The organism is Xenorhabdus eapokensis, assembly GCF_001908105.1.
In genome coordinates this window covers 246,093-265,265 of sequence record NZ_MKGQ01000002.1, presented here as the reverse complement: position 1 = coordinate 265,265, position 19,173 = coordinate 246,093, and the positions used below count along the sequence as shown (strand labels likewise).

Here is a 19,173-nt window from a genome sequence, read left to right as displayed (position 1 = left end):
ATCCCCCCAAGTAACGGGTCTTAAATTTGATGTGGCTCAGAATACCACAAGCCATGTATCACCGTTAACTTTGTTACTTTGTTTAATTTCCCTTATTTTGTTTAGTATGGCGAGAATAGCCCAATGTTATTGACGGATATTTAATTCTGGAAGTAAGGTACAGATATCATCCAATACCTTCTGCCCTTTTTCCTCTGGAAATTCAGCGTATACAGGTAAATACCACCAGTTAGGTTGCGCAAATTGGAAACATTTAACCGCATCTTTCTCTGTCATCAATAAATTTTGATCACTATTTGCCAGAGCCAATAATTGAGATTTTTCGTACGCCTGATGATCAGCAAAAGCGTGTGTTTCCTGTAAATTAGCCCCCAATTGCTGCAATGTTGCAAAAAAACGCGGAGGATGACCAATTCCAGCCATCGCAATACTATTGGGAATATCAGAGACTTTTCGTGTTTCCCCAGTCAGCAAATTAATTACCAAATTGCCTTTGAGGGTCATGAGTAATTCACCAGCTTCTGGTATTCCACCATTCACAATGATGGTATTGACACTATTTAAGCGTCCTGCCAATTCTCGCATAGGGCCGGCAGGCAACCAGCAACCATTGCCAAAACGACGGACGCCATCAATCACTACAATCTCATAATCTCGCTGCAAAGCATAATGCTGGAGGCCATCATCGGTAATGATGACATCCACCGGAACGTATGCCAATAATGACTGAATGGCTTCGGCTCGCTTTGGCGCCACCGCAACAGGCGCACCAGTACGACGACGAATTAAAACAGGTTCATCTCCCGCTTGTGCCGTCGTCACTTCATCGGTAAGGAGTAGCGGGTAATATTCCGACTTGCCGCCATAACCACGTGAAACAACGCCAACCCGATAGCCTTTTTGTTGCAACTGTTCAACCAGCCAAATGACAACCGGAGTTTTACCATTTCCTCCTGCCGTCAAATTACCGACAACAACAACAGGCACCGGTGCTTTCCAGGAGCGACGCAATCCCAGTTTATAGCTTAAACGACGCAAGCTGCTTACCAGCCCATACAGGGCTGATAATGGTAATAATATGACGTAAAGCCATGAACGGCCTGACCATATGCATTCAATCATTGGCCAAATTGCATCCTATGTAATTGTGCATATGCCCCATCATGTTGTAACAGAGTCGCATGGTTACCCCTTTCTATGATATTCCCATCTTCAATGACGATAATTTCATCAGCATTTTCAATAGTAGAAAGACGGTGAGCAATAACCAATGACGTTCTGTTTTTCTGCAATTCATCTAATGCAGCCTGAATTGCACGTTCAGATTCCGTATCCAATGCAGAAGTTGCTTCATCTAAAATTAAGATCGGAGAATCACGCAATAAAGCACGAGCAATCGCGATACGCTGACGCTGCCCCCCAGAGAGCAAAACGCCATTTTCACCAATCATGGTATCAAGGCCATTATCCATCTTGTTAATAAAATCCATTGCGTAAGCCATTTCTGCCGCACGTTCTATCTCTTCACGACTAAATTGCCCTTCGCTGGCGTAAGCAATGTTATTGGCAACTGTATCATTGAATAGATGGACATTTTGCGACACTAACGCAATTTGGTTACGCAATGAAGCCAGCGTATATTCACGCAGATCATGACCATCTAAGACTATCTCTCCTTCATTTACGTCATAAAAACGAGTAAGGAGATTGGCAATTGTCGATTTACCTGATCCTGAACGCCCAACCAATGCAATCGTTTTTCCCGCCGGTATCGTCATTGAAATATTTTTCAGTGCCGGATGATCTTTAGTTGGATAACAGAAAGTAATCTCACGGAACTCAATATTGCCTGTTGCTTTTTTGATTTCCAGTTTACCCTCATCTTTTTCCTTCTCCATATCCAGGATAGTAAATAAAGTCTGGCACGCAGCCATACCCCGTTGGAATTGGGCATTAACGTTAGTCAGGGACTTCAACGGACGCATCAGGGCAATCATAGATGAAAACACAACCGTGATTTTCCCTGCGGTTAAGGCGCCCATAATTTCCGGGAAACTGGCCGCATACAGGATAAATGCCAGTGCAAAAGAAGCAATAAGCTGGATAATCGGGTCTGAAATGGAATCAGCAGAGACCATCTTCATACCCTGCTGGCGCATATGGTTGCTGACTTTGTTGAAACGTTCAGTTTCAACTTTTTGACCACCAAAAATTAAAACTTCTTTATGCCCTTTCAGCATCTGTTCAGCACTGGTTGTCACCATCCCCATGCTGCTCTGCATATTTTTACTGATATTACGGAAGCGCACAGAAACAAGGCGAATACCCCCCGCCACTATCGGTGCAATTACAATCAAAATAAGGGAAAGTTCCCAACTGTAATAGAACATCAGTATAAACAGGCCAATAATCGATGCCCCTTCCCTGACAACCGTCACTAATGCGCCGGAGGACGAGGAAGCAACCTGTTCTGAATCGTATGTAATACGGGAAAGCAAAGTTCCCGTGGATTGCTGATCAAAGAAGGAGACTGGCATTCCCATCATATGGTTAAACAGACGACGACGCATCTGCATAACCACTTTGCCTGATACCCAAGAGATACAATAACTTGATACAAAACCAGATATGCCACGCAACAACATCAATCCGATAACAACCAGTGGCATCCACTTTAATACGCTAATGTCGGCCTTGCCAAAACCCTCATCAAGCAAAGGCTTCAACAAGGAAAGCATCAATGTATCACCGGCAGCATTAATAACTAACGCAACCGCCGCAACTAACAAACCGACCTTAAAGGGAGTGATGTTCGGCCACAATCGGCGAAAGGTCTGCCAGGTAGAAAGGTCTTTATCATTCATTATTGAGTTACCAAAACCAAAAGAAATAGCAAATCATTCTACTCATGATCGCCACGAATACCAAACCACTGATGATACCACCGTGACATTATTTGTTGTCGATAACCTTCTAACTTAATGTGATCACGATAAAAATAGCCGGTTATCTGACCAGAAACGGCTGTACTATGCCATTTGATCCCAGCATTTTTATAGCGTTGTTTCACTTTCACGGAAGGCAGTCTCCACGGGCTATAGCGCGCAACTGAAGTCAACGCATATTGAGGCATCACCTTGCGTATAAATACCGAGGTAGAAGAGGTATTACTCCCATGATGAGGGACTTGCAGTATTGTTGTATTCATATGATTTTTCTCAAGTTCCGATAAACGGTATTCACCTTGCTTTTCCAAATCTCCCGTTAACAATAGACTGTGCTGACCATCATCAATACGGATCACGCAAGATTGATTATTGCCAACAATCACTGTCTTTTCTGGTGGCCAGAGAACGGCAAAATTTAATCCCTGCCATGTCCACTGTTCACCACGGACACAAGGTAAATGCGCCTGAGTTAAGGAAGGGCTTCTAATTTGGCTATCAGGGTACTTTTCAATGAGATATTTCACTCCTCCTGTATGATCCAAATGATCATGACTCAGGATTATTTGCTCTGGTGTTAAGCGATGCCAACGTAAATAAGGTTCAATAACTTTTTCCGCCATGCTGCCCGTTTCCCAGCGATTGCCTGTATCAAAAACGATCGCTTTTCCTCCCTTATCAATCACCACAGCTAATCCATGCCCTACATCCAGCATTGAAAAACGCCATTGATAATCATTATTATTGGAACGCTTGGAATAACACGCAATAATTCCAATGCAAATCCCCAATAGCCATTTATAAGATTTCCACCAACCTAAACGCCAAATCACAACAAAAAACCAGCCTGCTAGCGTAGTGACAATAGGATAGTGCCCTGTTTCAAGCCATGAATGCGCCAAGACAGGTAGAGGTGCTAAAGCTAATAAAATACTGTAATCAATAAGCTGCCATAAAAATGGTTGGATAACCGGAAGAAAGATACAAACTATCCCCAACATAACCAATGGAACAGATAAAAAAGAGATAATCGGGACAGCCCATAGATTAGCCACCAATGATGCAATATTAACGCTCTGAAATAACAAAAGCTGCAACGGCAACAACATTAACAACATGCCCAATTGCATATGCAGTCCGCGCAACCATAACCACTGCCAACCCTGACGCATTTTTTCTGGCAACGGCATCCAATAAAACCAAAATAACAGTGCCATCACCGCAGTAAATGAGAGCCAGAAACTATCAGAAAGTATTGCCAAAGGATCGAAAAATAAAATAAGTGCGGCACTCCATAAAGCCCATTGCCATGAAAAACAAAGCCGGCTTTTACACCGTAAATAAATCCACAAGGTTAGCCCCAATATTGCCCGAACGGCTGGAATTCCCCAACCAGACAACCATCCATACAGCATTGCGGTTAACCAGCCCATGATCAATGGAAAGCGAAACCCAATCCATTTTGCAGGAAAGAAAAATTGCGCCATTCTTGCAAAACTCCAGCCAAATAAGCTGGCCATTGCAATATGCAGCCCTGAGATGGCCATCAGATGGGCAATTCCTGTCTGCTGTAATAGCAAGCGAGTGGATTTATCCAACCACGCCCTTTCACCAAACGAGAGTGCTAATGCAATACCAGCCTGTTTTAGTGGCTGAATTTCTGGTAATAATTTATTAATAAAATCTTGTCGAAGGTTACAATTTTTATCGAGTGGTTTTGCTTCAATAATTTTTCCACTCAATGGTTGGCGAATAGAAAGTGAATATCGTTGGCTATCAAAACTACCATGATTTAATTGAGCATGAACAGGCCTGAGTTTCATTGTCACCTGCCATTTCTGACCGGCACATAGCAACTCTTGAGAGTTCCATAACACTGACGCATATAAGGCAGGAATAATATATTTTCCGTCACTCTCAATCAGCTTAATACGATAACGTGCCTTTTTGTCATCCTCCTTCGTGTCATTTTCCAACGATACACTATCGATCATAACCATTGCGGTGCGGGAAGTTTCACTGAAATAAGCGACTTGCGCCAATATTTGATGACCATGCCAACAGCCTAAAATAAACGCCCATAATCCTAATGATATTAGTCGTATGATTTTATAAGGAAAAAATAGTAAGCAGAATGCAATGATAACCAGATAGGGGATAATTTTTTGTTGGGGCAGCTCTGCAAGGAATAATAAGGGAAAAATTCCCAATACAATGACTAATGCAGCCAAATTTAGACTGATAAGTGGCATCGGTTTTCGCCACATGGTGAAAAAATAAGTAAAAAAAGAAAATATGATAGGCTGCATCCACTATGCCTCTGTGCTGATATTCCATTCACACGAGAGAGATTATTACACAGTAGCTCTTACTGCCAGTCAGAGAAATGTTACCGTGGAGTCGCTTCGCAAATTAACTTTTAAACAGAAGAAACGATCCAAAAAAATATGTCCATTCTCACAAAAACCAGAGAAACAAAAATTGGAGACACAAAAAACGGCACCCTAGGGCGCCGTTAGTTTAATTAAGTAATAACTGATATCTTAGCTATCGCTATAGATATTCACGCGGTCACGCAATTCTTTACCGGGTTTAAAGTGAGGAACGTATTTACCGTCCAATTCCACTTTATCACCTGTTTTTGGATTACGGCCCACACGCGGAGCCCGGTAGTGAAGAGAAAAGCTGCCGAATCCGCGAACTTCAATACGTTCACCTGCGGCTAGTGTTTCTGCCATATGATCAAGCATTTCTTTCACTGCATCTTCAACGGCTTTGGCCGGCATGTGAGATTGCTGCTCTGCAAGTCTTTCGATTAATTCAGACTTGGTCATAGTACCTCCCTAAACTACCGTATTCGGGTAATATTCTCCTTATAGAGAATATTACCCGCCGTTATTGACTTAGATTATTCGCCTTTAGCTGCTTTGAAAGCTTCAGCCATTGCGTTGTTAGCGAAGTTTGTATCTTCTTGTTTGTTCACAGAAGCGATAGCGTCTTTTTCATCAGCTTCGTCTTTTGCACGAACAGACAGGTTGATTACGCGGTTTTTGCGATCAACGCCAACATATTTAGCTTCAACTTCATCGCCAACGTTCAGAACTTGAGTTGCATCTTCAACGCGGTCACGAGAAGCTTCTGATGCACGCAGGTAACCTTCAACACCGTCAGCTAATTCAACTGTAGCACCTTTTGCGTCAACTGCAGTGACTTTACCAGTAACAATTACACCTTTCTTGTTTACAGACAGGTAATTGTTGAATGGATCTTCTGCCAGTTGCTTGATGCCCAGAGAGATACGCTCACGCTCTGCATCTACTTGCAGAACGACAGCAGCGATTTCGTCGCCTTTCTTGTATTCACGAACTGCTTCTTCACCTGCAACGTTCCAGGAGATGTCAGACAGGTGAACCAAGCCATCAATGCCGCCTTCCAGACCGATGAAGATACCGAAGTCAGTGATAGACTTAATTTTACCTTCAACACGATCGTTCTTGTTGTGCGTTTCAGCAAATTGCTGCCAAGGGTTAGCTTTGCACTGTTTCAGACCCAGGGAGATACGACGACGTTCTTCATCGATATCCAGAACCATAACTTCCACAACGTCACCAACGTTAACAACTTTGGATGGGTGGATGTTCTTGTTGGTCCAATCCATTTCTGAAACGTGTACCAGACCTTCAACGCCTTCTTCGATTTCAACGAAGCAGCCGTAATCAGTCAGGTTAGTTACGCGACCAGTCAGTTTAGTACTTTCTGGATAACGTTTAGCGATTGCTACCCATGGATCTTCACCCAGTTGTTTCAGACCCAGAGATACGCGAGTACGCTCACGGTCGAATTTCAGTACTTTAACTGTGATTTCATCGCCCACATTGACGATTTCGCTTGGGTGTTTAACACGTTTCCAAGCCATATCAGTAATGTGCAGCAGGCCATCAACGCCGCCCAGATCAACGAATGCACCGTAGTCAGTCAGGTTCTTAACGATACCTTTAACTTCCATGCCTTCTTGCAGGTTTTCCAACAGTTGATCGCGTTCTGCGCTGTTTTCAGATTCGATAACTGCACGACGAGAAACAACTACGTTGTTACGTTTCTGATCCAGCTTGATGACTTTGAACTCAAGCTCTTTGCCTTCAAGGTGAGCAGTGTCACGAACTGGGCGAACGTCAACCAGTGAACCTGGCAGGAACGCACGGATACCGTTCAGTTCTACAGTGAAGCCACCTTTTACTTTGCCATTGATAATACCAGTGACAGTTTCAGCTTCTTCGTATGCTTTTTCCAGCATCAGCCATGCTTCGTGACGTTTAGCTTTCTCACGAGACAGGATAGTTTCACCGAAACCATCTTCTACCGCATCCAAAGCTACGTCGATTTCATCGCCAACTTGGATTTCCAGCTCACCTTGAGCATTTTTGAATTGTTCTACAGGAATTGCAGATTCTGATTTCAGGCCTGCGTCAACCAATACAATGTCTTTATCGATAGCAACGACAACACCACGAACGATGGCGCCTGGACGAGTTTCGATAGCCTGTAGGGATTCTTCAAAGAGTTGAGCAAAAGATTCTGTCATGTTTATGATCTTCAAGATTTTTAATTAACGTCCATTTAGCTTCCAGCCGAATGGGGTTGTTTTACATACCTCGCAACTTTTCCCTGTTACAAGGTGTTTTAGTGTACCAGAATATTTCACTACCAATACACCAGAATTCTATATACATCTTCTCGATACACTACTGCAAGAGTGTATTTGAGAAAATGAACGATTATGCGGGTATTTCCAGCGCATTTCTCACATAAGCCAGTGCTTTATCAATCACTTCTTCGATAGACATGCTGGTCGAATCCAAGATCAATGCATCTTGTGCAGGCACTAAAGGCGCAACGGCCCGATTGCGATCACGGAAGTCCCGCTCTTGTATCTCGGACAAAAGATTTTCAAAGTTAACACTAAAACCCCTCTCCTGCAACTGCAACATACGTCTGCGGGCGCGTTCTTCCGCACTTGCATCAAGAAATATTTTCACTGGCGCGTCGGGAAATACGACTGTTCCCATATCACGGCCATCGGCTATCAGCCCAGGGGCAATGCGGAAAGCTCTCTGCCGACGTAAGAGTGCTTCACGGACACGTGGGAACGTCGCCGCCTGTGAAGCTGTATTTCCAACGGTTTCAGTACGAATTTCGTTGCTGACATCTTCGCCTTCCAGAATAACCCGGAGTTTGCCACTTGCAGGCACAAAACGAACATCCAGGTTTGCTGCCAGAGGAACCAGTGCGTCTTCAGACTGGATATCCACCTGATGATGGATGGCAGCCAGTGCCAATACACGATAAATGGCACCTGAATCAAGCAATTGCCAATCTAACGCTTCCGCCAATGCCTGACATAGTGTTCCCTTGCCAGCACCACTTGGCCCATCAACGGTTATTACTGGAGCTATCGCCGCCATCATTATCCTCCTTTTCGCATAACATTCGTATAACAGACAGGTCATTTACCGAATGCAAAAAATTGCTTAATTAGCAAGCAATAAAAACCTGTCTTATTATACGCGCTCAGCAAATGAGAGAAACAGGCAAGGCCCATTTATTTCTATCCCTACCTACTTTTGCTTCTCCATCTATTTAGCGTACTGACTGAGCTTTTCAAGCTGGTTGAAATAATCTGGGAATGTCTTTGCGGTACAGCCTGGATCAAGGATGGTGACAGGAGTCTCCGACAGAGCCACCAATGAGAAACACATCGCAATTCGGTGATCATTATAGGTTTCAATTTCAGCATGATTGAGCTTTTCTGGCGGAGAAATTCGAATATAATCATCACCCTCTTCCACTTCGGCACCTATTTTCCTTAATTCAGTTGCCATTGCATTTAGCCGATCAGTTTCTTTTACTCGCCAATTGTAGATATTGCGAATAACAGTTTCTCCCTGTGCAAACAATGCAGTGGTTGCAATTGTCATTGCCGCATCAGGTATGGCATTCATATCCATATCAATGCCTGTCAATGTACCGCGTTCACATTCAACAAAATCATCCCCCCAACGAATAGTTGCCCCCATCTGTTCCAACACATTGGCAAATTTGGTATCTCCTTGCAGACTATTTCTGCCAATGCCCGTGACACGAACGGTGCCACCTTTAATTGCCGCCGCTGCCAAAAAATAAGATGCCGATGAAGCATCGCCTTCGACCAGATACTGCCCCGGAGACAAATATTGCTGTTGGCCTTGAATGTGAAAAACCTGGTATTGTTCATTGTCTACCGTGACACCAAAACTTTTCATCAGTGCCAATGTAATATCAATATAAGGTTTAGAAACCAAATCACCTTGTATACGAATTTCCGTGTCGTTTTTTGCCAATGGAGCAGCCATCAACAAAGCGGTCAGGAACTGGCTGGAAACACTACCATCAACGGTAACTTTTCCGCCTAAAAATCCCCCTTTGATATGTAAAGGTGGATAATTTTCCTGTTCAAGATAATCAATTTCTGCTCCTCCTTGACGCAATGCATCAACCAAGTGACCAATCGGACGCTCTTTCATACGAGGTTCACCGGTCAATACCAAGCTGTTGTCACCTAAGCACAGCACTGCAGCTAATGGTCTCATCGCTGTACCTGCATTCCCCAGGAACAATTCAAATCCATTTTTACCCGTAATGCATCCTCCGATGCCATCAACTTCACAAACAGTACGATCGGCAGATAAACGACAGGAAATACCCAGTGAAGTCAGCGCATTCAGCATGTAACGGATATCATCGCTATCCAATAAATTGGTTAACCGTGTTGTCCCCTTAGCACAAGCAGCAAGTAACAAAGCACGGTTAGAAACGCTTTTAGAGCCAGGCAAATTAATTGTTCCATTAATATGGGAAATAGGTTGTAACATCAGGGATTGCATAATAGAGAAGGATCTCCAGATATGATTTTAGTTGTCAGGATAAATCGAGGATTTTGAGATAGGGAGGATTTTACCCCTCCCTATGTAAAAAGTTATGCGTTGCGGCGTTCAAAATCAGCCATAAACTCAACCAAGGCTTTTACTCCTTCATAAGGCATGGCGTTATAGATAGAAGCACGAGCGCCACCCGCAACTTTATGCCCTTTCAATGCATGTAACCCGTGTGCATAAGCTTCTTCCAAAAACTGACTATCTAATGCTGGGTTTGCCAGTTGGAAGGGGACATTCATGATAGAGCGGTTTTGAGGGGCAACACGGTTGATATACAACTGACTGCTATCAACGGCATGATAGAGAAGTTCAGCTTTAGCATGATTACGTTTACTGATTTCTTGTAGTCCTCCCTGCCCTTTCAACCATTTGAATACCATGCCAGACAGATACCATGCAAATGTCGGTGGGGTGTTATACATGGAGTCGTATTGCACCTGCACAGTATAATCCAGAATAGATGGTGTATGTTGATGTGCTTTACCCAAAAGATCTTCACGGATGATAATGACGGTAATCCCAGCAGGCCCAATATTTTTTTGTGCCCCTGCATAAATGACACCATAACGACTAACATCAATGGAGGCAGAAAGAATGGTTGAGGAATAATCGGCAATGACAATTTTATCATCACCGAAATCAGGCTCTTCAAAAATGGCAATGCCTTCAATGGTTTCATTAGGACAATAATGGACATAGGCCGCATCACTGCTCAAGTTCCATTCACTCATTGGCTTCACACTTTTAATGCCGTCTTTTTCTGCCCTGATATCAATAACATTTGGCGTGCAATATTTTGCTGCTTCTTTCGCGGCACATTCAGACCAATAGCCACTCACGATATAATCTGCGGTCGTTTTGCCACCTAATAAATTCTGTGGTAACGCCGAAAATTGCCCACGCGCTCCGCCGTGACAAAACAGCACCTTGTAATTCCCAGGTATTGTTAATAAATCTCGGAGATCTTTTTCTGCTTCGGCCGCCACAGCCATAAATTCTTTGCTGCGGTGGCTGATTTCCATCACTGATGTTCCCAAACCGTGCCAGTTGCAAAGTTCCTGCTCTGCACGTCGTAATACCTCTGCTGGCAACATAGCAGGGCCAGCGCTGAAATTATATACCTGACTCATTAACTTCACCCTATTAATGGATACAATAAAATCGGACGCTTTGGTTTTATCACTCCCGCCTTGCCGCTGCAATAATTATTAAACATTTATCGTAAACTACAATTGTCAACTACAGCATAACCACCTGATAGATCACCTTATTACAAATAACGCAATAAACTATAATCCAAATAACAAAAAACCAAAAAATAAAACCTGGATAATATCGTCCTTACTTAATACTAAAAATAAAACAAACTTAGAACATGAATAATAAAACACCCCCTTAGCGAAAATATTTAAATCATAAAATTAAAAAAAACAACTTATTGCATCAAAACCACACTACTTATTTAAATCAATCCTTGACAAAATCAACCAAGATTTTCAAATATACCCTTTTCTCGAAACAATAAAAAAACCGGTCACGTATTCAATCCGTAGATGTTGGTCTATAATTCCCCTTTTTTCGGAGAAATTAAATATAAAAAGGCGCATCAAACGCGCCTTTTTATACTTCAATCGGAAATTAATATTTATTAAACATTCCCTGAATTTTTTCTGCATCAGAAGATTGCGTCAAAGCCAATTGCAGAAGCACACGCGCTTTCTGTGGGTTCAAACGCTCTGAAGCCACAAAGCCATATTTGCTGTCGTTAACTTCCGCATTCTGAGTTGTATAACCAAAAGGAATACGGCTGGAGCGAACCACAACAACGCCATCTTTAGCTGCTTTAGTCAGTGTGTCAAAAATGGATTTATAGATGTTACCGTTACCGACACCTGCACTGACAATGCCCTGATAACCGTTTTCAACGAATGCTTTTGCTGGCAGATCAGAAGCGTTGGAGTAGTTATAAACGATACCTACTTTTGGTAATTTATCCAGCTTGCTCACATCAAAAGCGGCTTTGTTCGCTTTTACTGGTGCCGCAGAATAGTAGTGCACTTTACCATCGTGAACGAAGCCCTGTGCACCCGCATTCACAGCCTGAAACGCCTGAACTTCAGTTGTGCTCAGTTTACTGATATCGCGACCATGAATCACGGAGTCATTCATCGCCAGCAGCACACCACGGTTTGCTGAGTTTTTATCAGCAGCAACCACAACCGCATTGTACAGATTCAATGGGCCATCAGCACCCAACGCAGTAGATGGACGCATCGCACCAACCATCACGATAGGCTTCTGGCATTGCGTAGTCAGATCCAGGAAATAAGCCGTTTCTTCCATAGTATCAGTGCCATGAGTGATGACGAAACCATCGGTTTTGTCACAATCTGCATTGATTTTTTTCGCCAGAGTCAGCCATACCTGGTCATTCATATCCTGAGAACCAATGCTAACAACCTGCTCGCCTTTCAAATCAGCCAGGTTTTTAATTGCGGGTACAGCATTCAGTAGCGAATCAATACCTACTTTACCTGCGGTATAGCTAGATTGAGTTGCCGATTCACCACCCCCAGCAATTGTGCCCCCTGTTGCCAAAACAGTAATATTTGGCAAAGCGAAAGCAGAACCGCTAACTAAAGCCAGAAAACCGGCTATTGCTGTTATTTTAGTCTTTTTCATTATTCAACCTCTTGTAAAAAAGCTATTTTATTATGTAAACCAAGAATAAATAAACTCTAATTAACAATAATTTTTGCGAACTGATAGAGCGGACAAAAAAAACGCCGTATGATATGTGCCTTTAACATAAATTGAAGTGAATCACGATGACGCAAACCTATATCCCAGGCAAAGACGCCGCGTTAGAGGACTCCATTAACCGCTTTCAGCACAAACTGAAGTCCCTTGGTTTTAATATTGAAGAAGCCTCATGGCTGAATCCTGTTCCGAATGTTTGGTCAGTACATATCCGCGATCGCGACTGCCCACTGTGCTTTACCAATGGCAAGGGGGCCAGTAAGAAAGCGGCATTGGCCTCTGCGTTGGGGGAATATTTTGAGCGTCTATCGACAAACTATTTCTTTGCTGATTTTTATCTGGGTGATACCGTTGCTAATAGTGAGTTTGTTCATTACCCAAATGAAAAATGGTTCCCGTTACCAGAAGATGACTCTCTGCCAGAAGGGATCTTAGACGAACGTCTGCATCGTTTTTACAATCCAGATAACGCGCTCTGTGCCAGCCAGTTAGTGGATCTGCAATCTGGTCATGAAGAGCGGGGGATCTGCGCCCTGCCATTTACTCGTCAGTCAGATAATCAAACGATTTATATTCCGATGAATATTATCGGAAATCTGTATGTTTCAAACGGCATGTCAGCCGGCAACACCATGAACGAAGCGCGTGTTCAGGGATTATCTGAAGTATTCGAGCGCTATGTGAAAAATCGCATTATCGCAGAATGCATTAGCTTGCCGGAAATTCCACAAGATATTATGAACCGCTATCCAAGCGTCGTTGAGTCAGTCAATAAATTGCAGGAAGAAGGCTTCCCGATCTATTGTTACGACGCTTCACTGGGTGGGCAATTTCCGGTCATTTGTGTCGTCCTGTTCAATCCTAATAATGGTACTTGCTTTGCTTCTTTTGGTGCTCATCCTGATTTTGGTGTTGCACTGGAGCGTACAGTCACAGAGCTGCTGCAAGGCCGTAGTCTGAAAGATCTGGACGTTTTTACTCCACCAAGTTTTGATGATGAAGAAGTTTCTGAGCATACCAACCTGGAAACACATTTCATTGATTCAAGTGGTGCAATCAGTTGGGATCTATTCAAGCAGGATGCTGATTATGAGTTTGTTGACTGGAATTTCAGCGGGACCACAGAAGAAGAGTTCACCACCCTAATGGGGATTTTCAATAAACTGGATGCTGAAGTTTATGTTGCTGATTATGAGCATCTTGGCGTTTACGCTTGCCGCATTCTGGTTCCCGGCATGTCAGATATTTATCCGGTCGAAGATTTGCACATTGCCAATAACACCATGGGAACGCATCTGCGTGACACCATTCTGGCATTGCCGGAGAGTCAATGGCAGCCAGAAGAATACCTGGCTTTCCTTGAACAATTGGATGATGAAGGTTTGGATGACTTCACTCGTGTCCGTGAGTTGTTAGGAATTGCGGCAGGTAAAGATAACGGCTGGAGTAACCTGCGTATCGGTGAATTGAAATCCATGCTGGCACTAGCCGGCAAGGATTTGGAACAAGCACTGATTTGGGTTGAATGGACACAGGATTTTAATGCTTCTGTTTTCACCGCTGAACGAGCTAACTATTATCGTTGCCTGCACACGCTGCTATTGTTAACCCAAGAAGAAGATCGCCAACCAGAGCAATATTATCCGGCATTTGTAAAAATGTACGGCCAAGACACGGTTGATGCTGCTTCCTCAGCCATTGCCGGAGAAAACTGCTTCTGTGGTCTATGGCCTATTGATTCAGAATTAAAAGCACTGCCTGCCCATCAAGCATTATTAAATGCTTATGAGAAACTGCAAAAAGCTAAGCGTGAGTTTTGGATCAATAAATAAACTGTTGCATTAACGTTTATTCATCGTAAAAAGCAAATCACAGGTTAAATTAAATTTATTTTTCAATAACAAATAAATGACAATTTAACCTGTTGTTTTACTTTTAAGAATTAAAAGGCCAAAATTGCTTATATAAAAATTTTTTATAATTTTTAAAAAATATTTTTCTTTATAAATCATATCATTAATCTCACATCACCACATTTAGACTGCCATACCTCATTAAACTTTCGGTCTAATATGATCCATATCAAATTCAGGTCAATCCCCGTTTGTTACTATCAATGCGTGCTATGATTAATTAAGGATAAAGAGAGTGTTAGGATGAAAACTGACAGCCCTTTCAATTTATTTTCACCTGCTGTAATGGCACAACTCGCTGATGACATTGGTGTATATAAAGTCAATAAACATCCTACAGTGACTTATTTATCGGCAATCATGGCAGGTGTATTTATTTCCATTGCTTTTGTTTTTTATATTACGGCAACAACAGGAACCTCTTCCATTCCTTATGGATTGGCTAAATTAACTGGCGGGATCTGTTTTTCCCTTGGCTTGATGCTGGTGGTTATATGTGGCGTCGATCTCTTCACTTCCACGGTGTTGACAATCATTTCAAAAGCGACGGGGCGTATTACCTGGTCTCAAATGATCAAAAACTGGATTAACGTGTATATCGGTAATCTGATGGGTGCCCTGTTTTTCGTGGCCTTGGTTTGGTACTCCGGCCAATATGCCGTCGCCAATGGGATTTGGGGACTGAATGTATTACAGACAGCAGATCATAAAATGCACCATTCTTTTATCGAAGCGGTATGCCTGGGTATTTTAGCTAATCTGATGGTATGTCTTGCTGTCTGGATGAGCTATGCCGGACGCAGTCTGATCGATAAATTATTCGCACTGATCCTGCCAATTGGCATGTTTGTCGCCAGCGGTTTTGAACACAGTATCGCTAACATGTTTTTAATTCCGTTTGGGATCATTATCAAAAACTTTGCACCCGATGAATTTTGGCTAAAAGTAGGAACAACCCCTGAACAATTTCCTCAGCTTAATGTTTCAAGCTTTATTACCGATAACCTGATCCCTGTCACGATAGGTAACATCATTGGTGGTGCGGTATTAGTTGGGTTGGCTTATTGGTTGATTTATTTACGTGGCGGCAAAAATCATTAATTCGCCTCTGCATCAGATTTCTTAAAAGTTCCACTGTTAAAAGGTAGAAGTATCATGTCCGAGTTAAACGAAAAATTCTCCATAGCATGGCAAGGCTTTAACGAGGGTAGCTGGCAAAATGAAGTCAACGTCCGTGATTTCATCCAGAAAAACTATACCCCGTATGAAGGTGATGAATCATTCCTCGCGGGCGCCACAGAAGCAACAAATATTTTGTGGGAAAAAGTCATGGAAGGTATCAAAATCGAAAACCGTACCCATGCACCGATAGATTTTGATACTGACATTGCGTCTACAATTACCTCTCATGATGCGGGTTATATTGAAAAAGATCTGGAACAAATCGTTGGCCTGCAAACCGAAGCACCTCTGAAACGTGCCATTATTCCATTTGGTGGCATTAAAATGGTTGAAGGTTCCTGTAAAGCTTACCATCGCGATCTGGATCCAAAACTGAAACAAATTTTCACTGAATATCGTAAGACACATAATCAGGGTGTATTTGATGTTTACACCCCCGATATCCTGAAATGCCGTAAATCTGGTGTACTGACTGGCTTGCCTGACGCCTATGGCCGTGGTCGCATTATCGGTGATTACCGTCGCGTTGCGTTGTACGGTATCGACTTCCTGCGTGATGAAAAATTTGCCCAATTCACTTCCCTACAGGAAAAATTGGAAAATGGTGAAGATTTAGAAGCGACCATTCGTCTGCGCGAAGAGCTCGTCGAACAGCATCGTGCTCTTGGTCAAATCAAAGAGATGGCCGCTAAACATGGCTATGATATTTCCAATCCTGCTACCAATGCCAAAGAAGCCGTACAATGGACTTATTTTGCCTATCTGGCAGCCGTTAAATCGCAAAACGGGGCTGCAATGTCCTTTGGCCGTGTTTCAACCTTTCTGGATATCTACATCGAACGTGATATTCAGGTAGGTAAATTAACTGAACAACAAGCTCAAGAGCTGATCGACCATTTGGTCATGAAACTGCGCATGGTGCGTTTCCTGCGTACTCCAGAGTATGATGAGCTGTTTTCTGGCGACCCAATTTGGGCAACCGAATCACTGGCTGGTATGGGTTTAGATGGACGCACCCTTGTAACCAAAAACAGTTTCCGTTTCCTGCATACGCTATATACCATGGGACCATCTCCAGAACCTAACATGACCATCCTATGGTCTGAAAAACTGCCTATTAACTTTAAAAAGTTTGCCGCAAAAGTCTCTATCGATACCTCATCCCTGCAATATGAAAATGATGACCTGATGCGCCCCGACTTCAACAGCGATGATTACGCTATCGCATGCTGCGTCAGCCCAATGATTGTTGGTAAACAAATGCAGTTCTTCGGTGCCCGTGCAAACCTTGCAAAAACCATGTTGTATGCCATCAACGGTGGTGTGGATGAAAAAATGAAAATGCAGGTTGGCCCGAAAGAAGAGCCAATGAAGGACGCTGTGCTGGATTATGATAAAGTTATGGAGCGAATGGATCACTTCATGGATTGGCTGGCAAAACAGTATGTCACGGCCCTGAATATCATCCACTATATGCATGACAAATACAGCTATGAAGCTTCATTAATGGCACTGCACGATCGTGATGTGTACCGTACTATGGCATGTGGTATTGCAGGTCTATCCGTTGCCGCTGACTCATTGTCTGCCATTAAATACGCGAAAGTTTCCCCAATCCGTGATGAAGATGGCTTGGCAATTGATTTCAACATTGAAGGTGAATACCCCCAATTCGGTAACAACGATCCACGTGTCGATGATATCGCTTGTGATCTGGTTGAACGCTTCATGAAGAAAATCCAGAAACTGCAAACATATCGCAATGCAGTTCCAACCCAATCGGTACTGACCATTACTTCAAACGTGGTTTATGGTAAGAAAACCGGTAATACACCTGATGGACGTCGTGCTGGCGCACCATTCGGACCAGGTGCTAACCCAATGCACGGACGTGATCAAAAAGGTGCAGTTGCTTCATTGACTTCGGTCGCTAAACTGCCGTTTGCCTATGCCAAAGATGGTATTTCATACACATTTTCTATTGTACCTAATGCACTGGGTAAAGATGATGAAGTGCGTAAAGCAAATCTGGCCGGCCTGATGGACGGTTATTTCCATCACGAAGCAGATATTGAGGGAGGTCAGCATCTGAACATTAACGTGATGAACCGCGAAATGCTGTTGGATGCCATGGAAAATCCTGAGAAATACCCACAATTGACTATTCGCGTATCTGGTTATGCTGTGCGGTTTAATTCTTTGACTAAAGAACAGCAACGGGACGTTATCACCCGTACATTTACTCAAACCATGTAATTATTAAAATAGAGTGTCATTACTTGAAATAGAGTCAATAAGAATCGTATCAACGTAAAATGTCATTATTTCTATTGAAAAAACATACAATAAAGGCTCCTTAATCCTTGGAGCCTTTATTAACTTGCTAGTTTTGGAGAAATCCTTTCATGTCCGTACTTGGCCGTATCCACTCTTTTGAATCTTGCGGAACCGTAGATGGTCCTGGTATCCGCTTTATCGCGTTTTTCCAAGGTTGCCTTATGCGCTGCCTCTATTGCCATAACCGCGATACCTGGGATACCCACGGCGGAAAAACGGTAACAGTCGAAGAATTAATAAAAGAAGCAACAACCTATCGCCACTTTATGAATGCTTCCGGTGGTGGAGTCACGGCTTCCGGTGGTGAAGCAATTCTTCAGGCCGAATTTGTTCGTGACTGGTTCAGGGCTTGCCATGAAGAAGGCATTCATACCTGTCTCGATACGAATGGTTTTGTTCGCCGTTATGATCCGGTGATCGATGAACTATTGGATGCAACTGATTTGGTTATGCTGGATTTAAAACAGCTTAATGATGATATTCACCAAAAATTAATTGGCGTGTCCAATCATCGGACTCTCGAATTTGCCCGTTATCTGGCAAAACGCAATCAAAAAACCTGGGTTCGTTATGTTGTTGTTCCCGGTTGGTCGGATGACGATCAATCAGTTCATTTACTTGGTGAATTTACCAAGGACATGAAAAATATTGAAAAAATAGAGCTATTACCTTATCACGAACTCGGTAAACATAAATGGATTACTATGGGGGAGGAATATAAACTGGAAGGTATTAAGCCCCCATCAAAAGAGACAATGGAGAAAGTAAAAGAAATTTTAAGTGGCTATGGCCATCGTGTGATCTATTAGATTTATGCCTGCCATTCCGTCATAAACTATTTAGCATAACGCCTAACAGATAAACATGATCGCATTGATTTTGTTTTAATATATTTACTTATCCTAAATATTAAGAGCCAGTAACAAATCATTTGTCCCCTCTATTAATTGTTGCAAATTTTGATCATAAGTCCTCAAGAGAAATTAATTGCAAATTGGTCACCATAACCAGCTAATAATGTATTGATCTCATATTCCATGGTTTCCTGAGTCCAGGTGATAAAAC

Annotated in this window: 13 protein-coding genes; 4 read left to right on the top strand and 9 right to left on the bottom strand. The window is 42.8% G+C overall.

Features of this window, described 5'->3' with window-relative positions:
• Positions 1–126 precede the first annotated feature (126 nt).
• The 9 genes from lpxK to ansB all read right to left on the bottom strand — a co-directional run bounded on the left by lpxK (position 127) and on the right by ansB (position 12,598).
• A complete protein-coding gene (gene lpxK, locus Xedl_RS02730) occupies positions 127–1,122 on the bottom strand; it encodes a tetraacyldisaccharide 4'-kinase (protein ID WP_074022519.1) in 996 nt (331 codons plus the stop codon).
• Positions 1,119–2,867, bottom strand: coding sequence for a lipid A ABC transporter ATP-binding protein/permease MsbA (gene msbA, locus Xedl_RS02725; RefSeq protein WP_074022518.1), 1,749 nt, complete (start codon positions 2,865–2,867; stop codon positions 1,119–1,121). The genes lpxK and msbA overlap by 4 nt, the downstream gene beginning before the upstream one ends.
• A gap of 35 nt (positions 2,868–2,902) precedes the next feature.
• Entirely contained in the window at positions 2,903–5,197 is a 2,295-nt protein-coding gene (locus Xedl_RS02720; RefSeq protein ID WP_244149656.1) for a ComEC family protein, read from the bottom strand.
• Positions 5,198–5,488: 291 nt separating this feature from the next.
• Complete coding sequence (gene ihfB / locus Xedl_RS02715) at positions 5,489–5,779, bottom strand: integration host factor subunit beta (protein ID WP_045969974.1); 291 nt, start codon at positions 5,777–5,779, stop codon at positions 5,489–5,491.
• Positions 5,780–5,853: 74 nt separating this feature from the next.
• Positions 5,854–7,527, bottom strand: a complete 1,674-nt coding sequence (rpsA, locus tag Xedl_RS02710) for a 30S ribosomal protein S1 (protein ID WP_074022516.1) — start codon at positions 7,525–7,527, stop codon at positions 5,854–5,856.
• 193 nt (positions 7,528–7,720) lie between these two features.
• Positions 7,721–8,407 carry a (d)CMP kinase gene (gene cmk, locus Xedl_RS02705; protein ID WP_074022515.1) on the bottom strand — a complete coding sequence of 229 codons (687 nt, stop codon included), beginning with the start codon at positions 8,405–8,407 and terminating at the stop codon, positions 7,721–7,723.
• Between the two features lie 171 nt (positions 8,408–8,578).
• Entirely contained in the window at positions 8,579–9,865 is a 1,287-nt protein-coding gene (gene aroA / locus Xedl_RS02700) for a 3-phosphoshikimate 1-carboxyvinyltransferase (RefSeq protein ID WP_074022514.1), read from the bottom strand.
• Positions 9,866–9,957: 92 nt separating this feature from the next.
• Complete coding sequence (gene serC / locus Xedl_RS02695) at positions 9,958–11,046, bottom strand: 3-phosphoserine/phosphohydroxythreonine transaminase (protein WP_074022513.1); 1,089 nt, start codon at positions 11,044–11,046, stop codon at positions 9,958–9,960.
• 508 nt (positions 11,047–11,554) lie between these two features.
• Positions 11,555–12,598, bottom strand: a complete 1,044-nt coding sequence (gene ansB / locus Xedl_RS02690; RefSeq protein ID WP_074022512.1) for an L-asparaginase 2 — start codon at positions 12,596–12,598, stop codon at positions 11,555–11,557.
• A gap of 146 nt (positions 12,599–12,744) precedes the next feature.
• Between ansB and ycaO the strand changes: the two genes are divergently transcribed.
• The 4 genes from ycaO (at position 12,745) to pflA (ending at position 18,917) form a co-directional block, all read left to right on the top strand.
• A complete protein-coding gene (ycaO, locus tag Xedl_RS02685; protein WP_074022511.1) occupies positions 12,745–14,508 on the top strand; it encodes a 30S ribosomal protein S12 methylthiotransferase accessory factor YcaO in 1,764 nt (587 codons plus the stop codon).
• Between the two features lie 324 nt (positions 14,509–14,832).
• The gene (gene focA / locus Xedl_RS02680) at positions 14,833–15,690 is read left to right on the top strand and encodes a formate transporter FocA (RefSeq protein ID WP_074022510.1); all 858 of its coding nucleotides are present in this window, start codon (positions 14,833–14,835) and stop codon (positions 15,688–15,690) included.
• 54 nt (positions 15,691–15,744) lie between these two features.
• Positions 15,745–18,027 (top strand): formate C-acetyltransferase, encoded by a 2,283-nt coding sequence (pflB, locus tag Xedl_RS02675; RefSeq protein ID WP_074022509.1) that lies wholly within the window; start codon positions 15,745–15,747, stop codon positions 18,025–18,027.
• 149 nt (positions 18,028–18,176) lie between these two features.
• On the top strand, positions 18,177–18,917 hold the full coding sequence (gene pflA / locus Xedl_RS02670) for a pyruvate formate lyase 1-activating protein (RefSeq protein ID WP_074022508.1): 741 nt from the start codon (positions 18,177–18,179) through the stop codon (positions 18,915–18,917).
• Positions 18,918–19,173 lie beyond the last annotated feature (256 nt).